Origin of the sequence: Actinophytocola sp. (assembly GCF_045807065.1) — a bacterium.
Taxonomy (GTDB): Bacteria; Actinomycetota; Actinomycetes; order Mycobacteriales; family Pseudonocardiaceae; genus Actinophytocola.
Window position 1 is genome coordinate 1 of sequence record NZ_JBJMIE010000047.1, and the last position, 12,429, is coordinate 12,429.

The 12,429-nt window shown below is 72.2% G+C and carries 11 protein-coding genes; 8 read left to right on the plus strand and 3 right to left on the minus strand.

The genetic code is table 11. The features are described 5' to 3' along the window. The first annotated feature begins 212 nt into the window (after positions 1-212). The 3 genes from ACJ73U_RS02735 to ACJ73U_RS02745 are packed head-to-tail and all read left to right on the plus strand — an operon-like array spanning position 213 to position 2,604. The gene (locus ACJ73U_RS02735; protein WP_407775892.1) at positions 213-1,073 is read left to right on the plus strand and encodes an ABC transporter ATP-binding protein; all 861 of its coding nucleotides are present in this window, start codon (positions 213-215) and stop codon (positions 1,071-1,073) included. Next, a complete protein-coding gene (locus ACJ73U_RS02740) occupies positions 1,070-1,873 on the plus strand; it encodes a hypothetical protein (RefSeq protein WP_407775893.1) in 804 nt (267 codons plus the stop codon). Before ACJ73U_RS02735 ends, ACJ73U_RS02740 begins: the two co-directional genes overlap by 4 nt. Positions 1,874-1,881: 8 nt before the next feature. Further along, a complete protein-coding gene (locus ACJ73U_RS02745; protein WP_407775894.1) occupies positions 1,882-2,604 on the plus strand; it encodes a hypothetical protein in 723 nt (240 codons plus the stop codon). Between the two features lie 225 nt (positions 2,605-2,829). On the opposite strand, the gene ACJ73U_RS02750 is transcribed toward ACJ73U_RS02745, so the two are convergent. Both ACJ73U_RS02750 and ACJ73U_RS02755 read right to left on the minus strand, forming a co-directional pair. Further along, positions 2,830-3,807, minus strand: coding sequence for an alpha/beta hydrolase (locus ACJ73U_RS02750; RefSeq protein WP_407775895.1), 978 nt, complete (start codon positions 3,805-3,807; stop codon positions 2,830-2,832). 54 nt (positions 3,808-3,861) lie between these two features. Then, positions 3,862-4,782 (minus strand): LysR family transcriptional regulator, encoded by a 921-nt coding sequence (locus tag ACJ73U_RS02755; RefSeq protein ID WP_407775896.1) that lies wholly within the window; start codon positions 4,780-4,782, stop codon positions 3,862-3,864. Positions 4,783-4,894: 112 nt separating this feature from the next. Here ACJ73U_RS02755 and ACJ73U_RS02760 point away from each other — a divergent pair, with 112 nt between their 5' ends. Genes ACJ73U_RS02760 through ACJ73U_RS02770 form a run of 3 tightly spaced genes read left to right on the plus strand, consistent with a single transcriptional unit; the run spans position 4,895 to position 9,713 of the window. Then, the gene (locus ACJ73U_RS02760; RefSeq protein WP_407775897.1) at positions 4,895-6,004 is read left to right on the plus strand and encodes a tartrate dehydrogenase; all 1,110 of its coding nucleotides are present in this window, start codon (positions 4,895-4,897) and stop codon (positions 6,002-6,004) included. Continuing rightward, positions 6,001-7,650, plus strand: a complete 1,650-nt coding sequence (locus tag ACJ73U_RS02765; protein WP_407775898.1) for a hydantoinase B/oxoprolinase family protein — start codon at positions 6,001-6,003, stop codon at positions 7,648-7,650. The genes ACJ73U_RS02760 and ACJ73U_RS02765 overlap by 4 nt, the downstream gene beginning before the upstream one ends. Beyond that, positions 7,647-9,713 carry a hydantoinase/oxoprolinase family protein gene (locus ACJ73U_RS02770; RefSeq protein ID WP_407775899.1) on the plus strand — a complete coding sequence of 689 codons (2,067 nt, stop codon included), beginning with the start codon at positions 7,647-7,649 and terminating at the stop codon, positions 9,711-9,713. Before ACJ73U_RS02765 ends, ACJ73U_RS02770 begins: the two co-directional genes overlap by 4 nt. A gap of 35 nt (positions 9,714-9,748) precedes the next feature. Here the strand turns inward: ACJ73U_RS02770 and ACJ73U_RS02775 are convergent, their stop codons facing one another. Beyond that, positions 9,749-10,486: a GntR family transcriptional regulator gene (locus tag ACJ73U_RS02775; protein ID WP_407775900.1), complete on the minus strand. Its 738-nt coding sequence runs from the start codon at positions 10,484-10,486 to the stop codon at positions 9,749-9,751. Positions 10,487-10,597: 111 nt separating this feature from the next. Between ACJ73U_RS02775 and ACJ73U_RS02780 the strand changes: the two genes are divergently transcribed. After that, the gene (locus tag ACJ73U_RS02780) at positions 10,598-11,872 is read left to right on the plus strand and encodes an MFS transporter (protein WP_407775901.1); all 1,275 of its coding nucleotides are present in this window, start codon (positions 10,598-10,600) and stop codon (positions 11,870-11,872) included. Then, the coding region (locus ACJ73U_RS02785) for an NAD(P)-dependent oxidoreductase (RefSeq protein WP_407775902.1) at positions 11,869-12,429 on the plus strand (561 nt) is incomplete at its 3' end. The genes ACJ73U_RS02780 and ACJ73U_RS02785, both read left to right, overlap by 4 nt.

Sequence of the window (12,429 nt, forward strand, 5' to 3'; positions counted from 1 at the left end):
CTGGCTCGCCGTCACCCGCGACAACTTCACGATCAAACTGGGAGGAAGCGCATGACAATCCGGGTATCAACGTCGGGATCGAGAGCAGGCCGAGTGCCACGCAACCGCACCTCAGGGGAACGTGACGCAAGCCAGCCACAATTGCCTGACCAAAAAGAACCCTCCTTCACCATCGCGACCACCACATGTGATTCCGGGGAGGCGGAACAGTCGTGAGCACGGTGCGCGTGCATGGCGTGACCAAGTCCTTCGGTCGAACCAGGGCGCTGGACAGCGTCGACCTCGAAGCCGGTCCTGGGGTGAGCGGACTGCTCGGCCCGAACGGGGCGGGAAAGACGACTCTGCTCCGGACGATCGCCACCGTGCTGGTGCCGGACCGGGGCACGGTGACCCTGCTCGGTCGCGACCCGTCGCGACCCGACGACCGTACGCGGATCCGCGAACGCCTCGGTTACCTGCCCCAGGACGCCGGTTTCCACCGGGGGTTCACGGTCTTCGAGTTCATCGACTACGTGGCGATCCTGAAGGAGATGACCCAGCGGCGGGCCCGGCATGACGAGGTCCGCCGGGTCATCGCGCTGACCGGGCTGGCATCCGTCAGCGCGAAGCGGATCCGGGCCCTCTCCGGCGGAATGCGCCGGCGCGTCGGGTTGGCCCAGGCCATGCTGGGCGATCCCGACCTGCTCGTCCTCGACGAGCCGACGGTCGGCCTCGATCCCGAGCAGCGGCTGCGGTTCCGGGAGATGATCTCCCACGCCGGCGAGGGCCGCACGGTGGTCCTGTCCAGTCACCAGACCGAGGACATCACCGCCCTGTGCACCAGAATCGCCGTGATCCACCAGGGCCGGACCCGGTTCGTCGGTACCCCCACCGAGCTGACCGCGCGGGCCGCGGGTCGCGTGTGGGCGGACACGCGGCGCTCGCCCGCCGCACTCGCGGCGTGGCGCACCGGTGAGGGCACCTACCGCAACATCGGCGACCCGCCCGCGGGCGCCGAGCTGGTCCCACCCACGCTGGAGGACGCGTACCTCCTGCTCATGGGCGAACCCGAGTTGGAGGGCACCCACTCATGACAGCTGTGGACACCGCCGGCCCGGGTACGGCCGTTTCGCACCGCTTGGTGCCACTGATCGGCCGGGAGGCGCGCCGCCTCGCCCGGCATCCCGTCCTGTGGCTGGTACTCGCCGTCGTCATCGTGACCAGCGCCCTCGACGGGGCCAGCGGCGGCCGGACCGCCGGCTACTGGTACGGCACCATCTTCGTCGCCGTCGCGTTCTTCGCGCCCATGCTCGTCCTCTTCGCGGCGAACCTGGTCGCCAGCGGTGCCCGCCGCGGCCGGGCCGAGGAGATGCTGAGTGTCACGCCGACCACGGACACGCGTCGGGCGTGGGCGATGAGCCTGGGTGTCGCGCTCCCACTGGCCGCGACCGGCGCCGTCGCGGCGGGTGCCATGGCCGTCATCGACAGCGTCAACGACATCCCGCCCGAGGACCTGCAGACCGCCGGCGAGCTCGCCCAGCTTCCGTTCGTCCTCGCCGGCGCCGGGCTGCTCGGCGTCCTCGCCGCCCGCTGGTTGCCCTTCGCGGGCGGCGTAGTGATCATGTTCGTCGCGGCGACCCTGGGCGGTGTCGTCCTGTTCGGGCGGTTCGACTCCGGTATCTGGTGGATGTGGTGGTCGACGGAGAGGACTCTCGAGGGTAGGGCGCCGGTGCCGGGCGAACCGTGGCTGCATGCCGCCTACCTGGCCGGGCTCTGCGCCTGCGCCACCGTCGCCGCCGTCTACCGCGATCGCACACAGTGGCCTCGGCTGGCCCTCGTCGGCGCGCCGGTCCTGGCCGCCACCCTGGTCCTCGGCCGGCTCCAACTGCCATGACACCGTCCGTGGCGTGGGCACTCGTCCGCAGCGGCCACCTGGTGCGCAGCCTGCGCCTGGCACCCTTCGCGACGGCCGCCGTCGCCGTCGCGGCGTTCCTGGCGGCACGCCGCGGCGACACGCACCACGTCGTCGCGGACCTGCGCGTACTGGGCCTGCTGCTGGCACTGGGTAGCGGGTACGTGCTCGATGACGGCGCGGCGGCCACCCTGCAGGCCAGCCCGTACAGCCTGGCCCGCCGGCTCTGGCTGCGCATCGGCGCCGCCGCGGCCGTCGTCGTCCCACTGTGGACGGCTGTGCTCGCCCGTTTCCTCCCCTCGGCACCGACCGGCGACCGGTGGGCGCTCGGCCTCGGCCTCACGGTCGAGCTCGCCGCCGCACTCGCCGCGATCTGGGCCGTGGCGGCCTGGAGCCGTCGCCACGGCTTCGAACATCCCGGCATCATCACCACCCCCGCCCTCCTGGCCGCGCTGCTGCTGGCGGCGTCGATCCCACCGGCGCCGATGCTGGTCGGCGCCGGGACACAGTGGACCGCGGCTCACCTGCGGTGGTCGGGCGTTCTGGTCGTCGCGACCTGCGTGCTCGTGGCCGGCATGCGCGACCCGGCCGCCCGCTGGCGCTCCCCGGACCATCACCGAAGCCGGGAGCGGCGCGCCGGTCTCGCCGGCTCGGACACCGAGCACGGCAGCGGTACTCGTGCGGCTCGGAAGACGCGGCGAGGTACGGGGTAGTGGTCGGTGGACGCGCTCACCGGTCGATGGCCTCGCCGGCGTTTCCGGAGTGGGCCGGGTGTTCGAGCCGACGGATGCGTTGCTGTGGACGCAGCGGGCGAGGTCCCGGTCGTCGGCCAGGGGCGACGGTGTCGCGGGCCGGAGCCGGTTGAAGTACCGCGCGGTGCGGTAGCCACGCGACGCCCCCCGAGCCCCGGCACGTAGCAGCCGAGTCCGCGCTCCGTATCAGAACAGCTCGCCGCGCAGTGCTCGGCGGAGCGCGTCCTGGCGGTAGCCACGGATTCGCACGCTCAGCTCGGCGTCGGGTGCGAGGCTCTCGCCGCCGTGGATGCCTCCTGGGTAGACGTGCAGCTCGACGGGGACGCCGGCCCAGGACAGCCTGCGCGCGAAGTCGACCGCCTCGTCGCGCAGCAGGTCCAGGTCGCCGACGTCGAGGTAGGTCGGGGGTAGGTCCGTGAGGTCGCGTGCGCGGGCCGGTGCGGCGTACGGCGAGATCCGGTCGGTGCCGAAGTCCTGGCCGAGCCACGCCTGCCAGGACTGGATGTTCGCCTCGCGGCTCCACGCGCCGAACCCGGTGTTGACCACGGTGGACGGGGTCGACGACAGGTCGTCCAACATGGGGGACACGAGCATCTGGTGGGCGATGGCAGGCCCGCCGCGGTCGCGCGCCAGCAGTGCCACGGCCGCGGCCAGGCAGCCGCCCGCGCTGGTGCCGTAGAGGGCGATCCGGTCCGGGTCGATGCCGAGCTCCCGGTGCCCGTCCGCGACCCCGACGAGGCCCCCGTAGCAGTCGTCGAGTGCCGCGGGGTAGGGGTTCTCGGGCGCGAGCCGGTACTCGACCGCGACGACGACGCAGCCGGTCGCCCGGGCGAGCCGGGCGAGCCTGGCGTGGTCGCCGGCGACGCTGCCCGCCACCAGTCCACCGCCGTGGAGGTAGTAGACGCAGGGCGCCGGCCGGGTCGTCGCGCGGGGCCGGTACACCCACAGCGACACCGGGGACGCCACGCCGTGCGCGATCACCTGGTCGTGGACATCGTCGTCGTCGGGGATGACCTGTGCGCCGCGCGAGGCGGTCAACTCGGCCTGTCTGCGGCGTCGCTCGGGAATGTCCCTGACACCACTCAGCCCGTCGACGCCGACCAGCTGTCGGTACTGCTCGAGGCGCGTTCGGAGCTGCGGGTCGATGCGCTCGCGGATGTCCACGGATGGGCAATCTAGGAAAGGGGCGACGAGCGGACAACGGCGTCAGCGGAAAGGTCACCTTTCCCGAGGGGAAAGGCCGGCGATCCGGTCCGGTAGCCGCGCCGCGAGATGCGCCACCAGCTCGCTGATCCGTCGGGGCACGTGGACGTCGTCGAGGAGCAGGGCGTAGATGTCGGCGGGCGGCGTCGGCACGTCGGGCAGGACCCGCACCAGGGCGCCGCTCTCGAGGTGGGACCGGATCTGCCACTCCGAGCGCATGATCACCCCGCGCCCCTGCAGCGCCCAGTCGGTGACGACGTCGCCGTCGTTGCTCGACAGGCGGCCGTGCACGCGTATCTGGCGCGGGTTCCTGGCGTCCCCGAAGCGCCACAGGGCGAAGTCGCCCTCGTTCTCCCGGAGCACGATGCAGTCGTGGTCGCTCAGGTCCTCGACGCGTTCGGGCACGCCCTTGCGGTCCAGATAGGACGGTGCCGCGCAGGGCACCCGGCGGTTCCTGGCCAGCCGCCGCATCCGCAGTGCGGAGTCCGGTGGTGTTCCGACGTGGACGGCCATGTCGAACTCGCGCCGATGGGGCCGCAGGGGCAGCGCCGTCGTGCGGAGCTGGATGTTCAGCTGGGAGTGCAGGGCGGAGAACTCGCCGAGCAGCGGCGCGACGTGCGCTCGTCCGAGGCCGAGCGTCGCCTGCACCACGACGGAGCCGCGCAGGTCGCCGGAGCCGTGCGTGACCAGGTCCTCGAGCTCACGAACCTGGTCGAGGATCGCCTCCAGGCGCGCGGCGTAGACCTCGCCCTCGGAGGTCAGCGCGAGCCGGCGCGTGCCGCGGCGCACCAGTCGCGCGTCGAGCCGGCGTTCCAGCGCCCGGAGGCGTTTGCTGACGACCGGCAGTGAGCAGTCCAGCTCGCGGGCGGCGGCCGTGAGCGTCTCGCTGGCGGCGACCACCTGGAAGAAGTGGAGGTCGTCGATCGAGGTGCTCATCGCGTCGCGCTTTCCATGAGCGAAAGGATAGGTTGCCCGAGACGACCTTGTCGCGATGCCTGGCGCGGACCACAGTGGTGTGACGTGCCCGAACGTCCACAGGAGCGTCCCCGTGCCCCAGCGCTACCGCATCGCCGTCATCCCGGGCGACGGCATCGGCGGAGAGGTCGTCCCGGAAGGGCTGCGGTGCCTGCGGGCCACCGCGGAGACCCATGGTTTCGAGCTGGAGACCGCCGAGTTCGACTTCGCCTGCGCCGACTACTGGGTGCGGCACGGCGAGATGCTGCCGCCGGACTGGCGGGACGTGCTGGGCGGCTTCGACGCGATCTTCTTCGGCGCGGTCGGGTGGTCCGAGGTCGTGCCCGACCACGTGTCGCTGTGGGGCAGCCTGCTGAAGTTCCGGCGGGGCTTCGACCAGTACGTCAACCTGCGGCCGGTTCGGCTGCTGCGCGGAGTCCGCAGCCCGCTGCGTGACCACGAGGCCGGCGACATCGACTTCCTCGTCGTCCGCGAGAACACCGAGGGCGAGTACTCCAGCATCGGCGGCCGGATCTTCGAGGGCACCGACCGCGAAACGGTGGTGCAGGAGACCGTGATGACCCGGACCGGGGTGGACCGGGTGCTGCGCTACGCCTTCGAGCTGGCCGACTCCCGTCCCCACAGGCACCTGACGTGGGCGACCAAGAGCAACGGCATCTCCATCACCATGCCGTACTGGGACGAGCGCGCGGCGGCGATGGCGCGGCAGTACCCGGACGTGGTCGCGGACTCCGACCACATCGACATCCTCGCGGCCAAGTTCGTGCTGCGGCCCGAGTGGTACGACGTGGTCGTCGCCAGCAACCTCTTCGGCGACATCCTCTCCGACCTCGGACCGGCGTGCGCCGGGACGATCGGGATCGCCCCGAGCGCCAACATCAACCCCGACCGCACCTGGCCGAGCCTGTTCGAGCCCGTCCACGGCTCGGCCCCCGACATCGCCGGCCGTGGGATCGCCAACCCGGTCGGGCAGATCTGGAGCGGCGCCATGATGCTCGACCACCTGGGGGAGACCGCCGCCGCCGCGCGGGTCGTGGCCGCGATCGAGACCGTGCTCGACGAGCGACCGGACGTGCGCACCCCCGACCTCGGCGGCCCCGGCACGACCGAGGCCCTGGGCACGGCGATCGCCGCCGAGATCACCGCCGGGGGCGCCCGCCAGGAAAGGACCCCGGCACCATGACTCCACCCGTGTCCGACCCGGTCATGCTGGAGGTCCGGTGGGACCGGCTGGCGGCCGCGACCGACGAGGCCGCGTCGGTCATGCTGCGCACGGCGTTCTCGACCATCATCCGCGAGTCCAACGACTACACCGTCGTCCTGATGGACCGGCAGGGCCGCACCATGGCGGAGTCGCGGGCCGGCATCCCCGGCTTCGCGGCGCTGATGAGCTCGCTGACCGTGCTGGTGCTGGACAGGTTCCCGGCGCAGGACTGGCAGGACGGCGACTGCGTCATCACCAACGACCCGTGGATCGCCACCGGCCACCTGCCCGACATCGCCATGATCACCCCGATCTTCCACCGGGACGCGCTCGTCGGCTATGCCGGGACCGCGGCGCACTCTCCCGACATCGGCGGCACCCCGACGCTGGGCGCCACCGAGCTGATCTCGGAGGGCCTCCTGATCCCGCCGCTGCGGCTGTACCGGGCCGGCCGGGTCGAGCACGGGGTCCGGGACCTCCTGTTGGCCAACGTCCGCCTCCCCGACCAGCTCTGGGGTGACCTGGAGGCGCAGGCCGCCGCCCACGCGGTGTGCCGGCGGCGCGCGCGGGAGTTCCTCGACGACTTCGGCGAGCCGGACTTCGCGGGGTTCGCCGCCGAGGTGCACGCGATGACCGACGCCGCGATGCGGGCCGCGATCCGCGAGCTGCCGGACGGCGTGTACCGGGCGAGTGTGGACGCCGACGGCGTCGAGGGGCACCCGACCCACATCGAGTGCGCCGTCACGGTGCGCGGTGACCGGATCGCGATCGACTACGGCGGGACCTCGGCGCAGGTGCCGTTCTCGACGAACTCCACCCTGAACTACACGCGCGCCTACTCGGTGTACCCGCTGAAGATCCTGCTGGACCCGGCCACGCGGACGAACTGGGGTTCCTACCAGGCCATCAGCGTGTCCGCGCCGGCGGGCACGATCGTCAACCCCACGTTCCCCGCGCCCGTCGTCGCGCGGCACCTGACCGGACACCTGCTGTCGTGCGCGATCTACCGGGCGCTCGCGCCGGTGCTGCCCGACCGGGTCATCGCCGACAGCGGGGGAGCGCCCGCGCTCCGCGTCCGGTTCGCCGGCGTCGACGACGCGGGCCGCCCCTTCGCGCAGATGCTCTTCGCCAACGCCGGGATGGGCGCGTCCCGGGAGAAGGACGGCCTGTCGACGACCGCGTTCCCCACCAACTCCGGCAGTGGCAGCGTCGAGGCCCTCGAGGTCGCGTCGCCGCTGCGGTTCGTGCGCAAGGAGCTGCGGCCGGGCTCGGGCGGTCGCGGGCGCCGCCGCGGCGGCCTGGGGCAGGACGTCGAGGTGCACAACCCGACGTCCTCTCCCGTCCAGATGGTGCTGCTCGGCGACCGCGAACACCACCCGGCCCTCGGACTGGCCGGCGGGGAGCCGGGGGCGACGGCGCGGGCGGTGCTCGACACCGGGGAGCGCGTGCCGCTGAAGTCGATCTCGCGGCTGGCCCCCGGTGCCTCCGTCGTCATCTCCTTCGCGGGCGGCGCGGGGTTCGGCGCCCCGCAGGACCGGGAGCCGGACCTGGTCGTGGCCGACCAGGTCGGCGGTTACGTCGCCCCTGTGGTGACCGCGGAACCGGGAGAGGAGCCCCAGCCATGAGCCGTACCGTCCGGATCGGCGTGGACGTCGGCGGCACGTTCACCGACCTGCTGCTCCACGACCCGGTGCGCGGCCTGACCTGGCCGGGCAAGCTGCCCACCACCCCACACGCGCCCAACGAGGCCATCACGGTGGGCATCGCGCGCCTGCTGGCGGAGACCGGCACGCCGGCGCACGAGGTCGCCGGGATCGTGCACGGCACGACACTGGTGACCAACACGCTGCTCGAGCGCACCGGCGCCGTCGTGGGGCTGCTCACCACGAACGGTTTCGCCGACATCCTGGAGATGGGCCGCGAGATCAGGTTCGACACCAGCGACCTGCTCGCCCGGCCGGCCGACCCGCTGGTTCCCCGGCACCTGTGCCGTGGCGTGCGCGGCCGCATCGCCGCCGACGGCACCGAACTGGAGCCGCTGGACTCCGACGACGTGCTGGCACAGGCTGGTCAGCTCCTGGAGCAGGGGGTCGAGGCGGTGGCCGTGGCCATGCTGCACGCCTACCGCGACGACAGGCACGAACGGCGGGTCCAGGAGCTGCTCGCCCGCGCCCACCCGGAACTGCCGGTCACCATCTCCAGCGCGGTCGCGCCCGTCATCGGCGAGTACGAGCGAGCGAGCACGGCATGCCTCAACGCCTACGTGCGGCCGCGGATGACGCGCTATCTCGACGCGCTGCGCGACGACCTGCTCGCCATGGGCATCGACGCGCTCCTGCACGTCATGCTCTCCGGGGGCGGGGTCACGACCGTGGACGACGCGAAGGAGTTCCCCTTCCGGCTGCTCGAGTCCGGCCCGGCGGCAGGCGTGATCGCCGCGGCCAGCGTGGCGCGCCGGCTGGGTGAACCGGACGTCATCTCGTTCGACATGGGCGGCACCACGGCCAAGATCGCGATCGTGAGCGGCGGTGCGCCGCGGCGCAGGCACGACTTCGAGGCGGGTCGCGTCGAGGCGTTCAAGCCGGGCTCGGGGCTGCCGGTGAGGCTGACGGTCGTCGACATGATCGAGATCGGCTCCGGCGGCGGGTCGGTCGCCGCGCCCGACCCACTGGGGTTGCTCAAGGTCGGCCCGCGCAGCGCCGGGTCCGTCCCCGGGCCCGTCGCCTACGGCCGGGGCGGGGAGCAGCCGACCGTCACGGACGCCGATCTCGTGCTCGGCCACCTCGATCCGGCCGCCTTCCTCGGCGGTGAGATGCGGCTGCGGACGACCGAGGTCCGCAAGGCGCTGGACCAGGAGGTGGCCGAGCCACTCGGCCTCGACACGGTCGGTGCCGCCGCGGGCATCGTCGAGGTGGCCACGGCCAGCATGGCGGCCGCCGCCCGGATGCACCTCTCCGAGCACGGCCGGGACCCCGCCGACTTCGCGCTCGTGGCGTTCGGCGGCGCCGGCCCCGTGCACGCCTACGGCCTGGCGAAGCAGCTGAAGATCACCCGGATAGTCGTGCCGATGCGCGCGGGCGTCATGTCCGCCCACGGGTTCCTCGTCGCCCCCGCCACAGTCGACCAGGCGCACAGCCTGCCGTCGGCGCTGACCGAGATCGACTGGGATCGCGTCGCCGCCGCCTACGACGAGATGGCCGCACGTGCCGGCGCGGTCCTGGCCCCGGACAGCACGGACGTCGTGCGCACCCGACGCTCGGTGGACATGCGGTACCTGGGGCAGGGGTTCGAGATCGAGGTCGAGCTACCGGACGGGGACCTCGGGCCGGCGGCCGCCGGCGGCCTCCGGCACGCCTTCGAGGAGACCTACCGGGCGACGTTCGGGCGCCTGCTCGACGGACCCGCGGAAGTCGTCAACTGGCGGCTCTCGGCGGGGCTGCCCGGTCACGACGTCTCGCTGGGATGCGCACCCGTCGCCGGCGACCCGCGACGCGGTGTCCGTGACGTCTGGCTCCCCGGCCACGGCTGGCTCGCGGCCACGGTGTGGGACCGGAGCCGGCTGCGACCGGGAACGGAGATCGCGGGGCCGGCGGTGTTCACCGAACGCGAGTCCTCGTGCTGCTTCGGGCCGGAGTGCCGTATCCGGGTCGACGACGACCTGACACTCCTCGTCGACGTGGAGCAGTGACGGTACCGAGCGGTGACGGTGCCGAGCGGTGACGATCAGGATCGGGTGACGGAGACCGGGGTCGTGGGTGCGGCGAGCAGATCTCCCAGCCCACCACGGACGTCGTCGATGACGAGCGACTCGGCCGTCGCGGAGTCACCCGCCCGCAGTGCCCGCACGAGCGCCCGATGGCTCCCGTAGCGGTCCAGGCCGAACCTGTCGTTCCTGCCGATCCGTTCGAGCAGCCTGGCTCGCCGTTCCCGCGCGGAGAACACCCGGGTCTGGCCGAGCAGGCGCACGAGGACCGGGTTGTGGGCGCACGACTCGACGACCTCGTTGAAGCGTTGCATGGCGTCGAGCAGCCGGTCGAGGTGCCGGGACACCTCCTGCCCGGTCCTCTGCCGTTGCTTGATGACGATCAGCAGGTCATCCGCCTCGTCGAGGATGGCGTCGAGGTGGTCCAGCTGGGCCGGGGACGCGTGCCGCGCGGCGAAGCGGGCCACCATCCCGCGAAGGGCCACCTCGACCTCGGCGAGGTCCTGTATCGCGGCGTCCCCGAACGCCACCACCTGCACCGTCCGCGGTCCGGTCCGTTCGAGGAGACCGTCCTGCTCGAGGCGCCGGATGGCCTCGCGCACCGGCGTCGGGCTCACCGACAGCCGCTCGGCGAGCCCGCGTTCGGTGACCTTCTGGCCCGGCCGTAGCTCGCCGGTCGTGACCGCGTCGCGGATGGCCCGGTACGCGCGGTCGGCCAGCGTGTCGGCGGTCAGGCCCTTCAACGTCTCACTCGCCATGGCACCACTCTATCCGCCATAGCAAGACTCTATGAAACACTTGACCTTCTTGCTATAGCAAAAGTACCGTTGCGACCGCCACGCCGATGGGGGTGACCTGGAAGGTGCCGAATGACAACGACGTCGAGCACGCAGCGCGCCCGAACGGGGCGGATCACGTTCTTCGTATCCCTGGCGGTCTTCGCGCAGGAGTCGACGTGGAACCTCTACGACTCGCAGGTTCCGCCGTTGCTCCGCGAGCACGTCGGCAGTGCCGCGCTCGTCGGTCTGCTGATGGGGATGGACAACCTGCTCGGCATCTTCATCCAGCCGTGGATGGGCAACCGGTCGGACCACACCCGCACCTCGTGGGGCAGGCGCATTCCCTACCTCGTCGTCGGCATGCCGCTGGCGGCGCTGCTGTTCCTCACCATCCCGCACGTCGCGGCCTCGTTGCCGCTGCTGATCCTGGTGATGTTCAGCTACGCGCTGGTCGCGAACTCGTTCAAGCCGATCGCGGAGTCCCTGCTCCCCGACTTCATCCCACCCGAGCGGCGCAGCCGTGCCAACGCGGTCGTCAAGATCGCCGCGAGTCTCACGGTGATGGTCGCGGCACTGATCAGCATCTTCCTGATCGACCAGCATCCGAAGCTGTCGTTCGCGATTCCCGCGATCCTGATGGTGACGTCCTTGGCCGTGCTCGCCGCGAAGGTACGGGACAACCGGTCACCGGCTTACCAGACCGCGGTCGACGAGGATCGCGAACATCACGGCACCGCGGCGACCGGCGGGCGGGTACGGGACACGGTGCTCGAGATCGTCCGGGACACCGACCGCAGCCGGTTGCTGGTCATCGTGTCCATCCTGCTGTTCGGCGGCGCGTGGGCCGCTTCGCGGGCGCTCGTCACGCCGTACGGCATGGAGGTGCTGAACATGTCCCGCGGCGAGGCCGGCGGGCTGACCCTGCCCAGCGGGGTGGCCTTCATCGTGGCCGCCTACCCGGTGGCGAGGCTCGCCGAACGCTTCGGGCGACTGCGGGTGATGATGGTCGGGATGACGGTGTTCGCGGCCGGCATGGTGCTCGGCACCGTGGTGCGGACGCCCGCCGGCGCCGTCATCGGCCTCTGCGTGGCGACCGCGGGTGCGTCCGCCTTCCTGGTCAACGCGGTCGTCGTGCTGTGGAACCTCGCCCCGTCCGCCCGCGTGGTCGGCACCTACACCGGGCTCTACACCGTCGGCTGGGTGAGTGGCGGCTTCCTCGGGCCGGCGGTGGTCGGCGGCATGGTCGACCTGACGAGCTGGTCGCTGCTGCTGATCCACGTGGCGATCATCGCGGCCTTCGCCGTGCTGGCGGTCGCGCGCGTCAACGCTCTGCAACGACGGCCGTCCGCCGGACGCGTGCTGTGACGGCGACCCGCGTGCTGATCACCTCGGACTACCTCCGCCCGGGCGACGAGGTCGACGAGTTCCTGAGACGTTCCGGGCTGGCGACCATGCACCTGCCCATGGTCGGTCGGCGCGACCCCGAGCAGCTCGTGGCCGCGCTCGCCGGGATCGACGCGGCGTTGGTGGCCAACGAACCGCTGACGGCGGACGTCCTCGCCCGCGCGCCACGGCTGCGCGTCATCGTGCGCACCGGCGTCGGCTACGACTCCATCGACGTCACCGCCGCCGCCCGGCTGGGGATCACCGTGAGCAACCTGCCGGGCATCAACGCCAACGCCGTGGCCGAGTACACCATCGGTCTGCTGCTCGCGGGGGCCCGCCGCCTCGTCCAGTCCGCGCACGGCGTGGCCCGGGGAGCCTGGCCACGCGAGGACGGACACGAACTGCGCGGCGCCACCCTCGGACTCATCGGCTACGGGGCTTCGGCACGCGCGGTGGTGCCGCTGGCCCGCGCGTTCGGCATGACCGTGGTCTGCGCCACCACCGTGCCGGCGCACCTGCGGAGCGACCCCGCGGTC

Coding starts and splice junctions, on each gene's coding strand:
- ACJ73U_RS02740 (WP_407775893.1), top strand. CDS start 1,070: ATGACAGCTGTGGACACCGCCGGCCCGGGTACGGCCGTTTCGCACCGC.
- ACJ73U_RS02755 (WP_407775896.1), bottom strand. CDS start 4,782: ATGAGCACCTCGATCGACGACCTCCACTTCTTCCAGGTGGTCGCCGCC.
- ACJ73U_RS02765 (WP_407775898.1), top strand. CDS start 6,001: ATGACTCCACCCGTGTCCGACCCGGTCATGCTGGAGGTCCGGTGGGAC.
- ACJ73U_RS02770 (WP_407775899.1), top strand. CDS start 7,647: ATGAGCCGTACCGTCCGGATCGGCGTGGACGTCGGCGGCACGTTCACC.
- ACJ73U_RS02775 (WP_407775900.1), bottom strand. CDS start 10,486: ATGGCGAGTGAGACGTTGAAGGGCCTGACCGCCGACACGCTGGCCGAC.
- ACJ73U_RS02780 (WP_407775901.1), top strand. CDS start 10,598: ATGACAACGACGTCGAGCACGCAGCGCGCCCGAACGGGGCGGATCACG.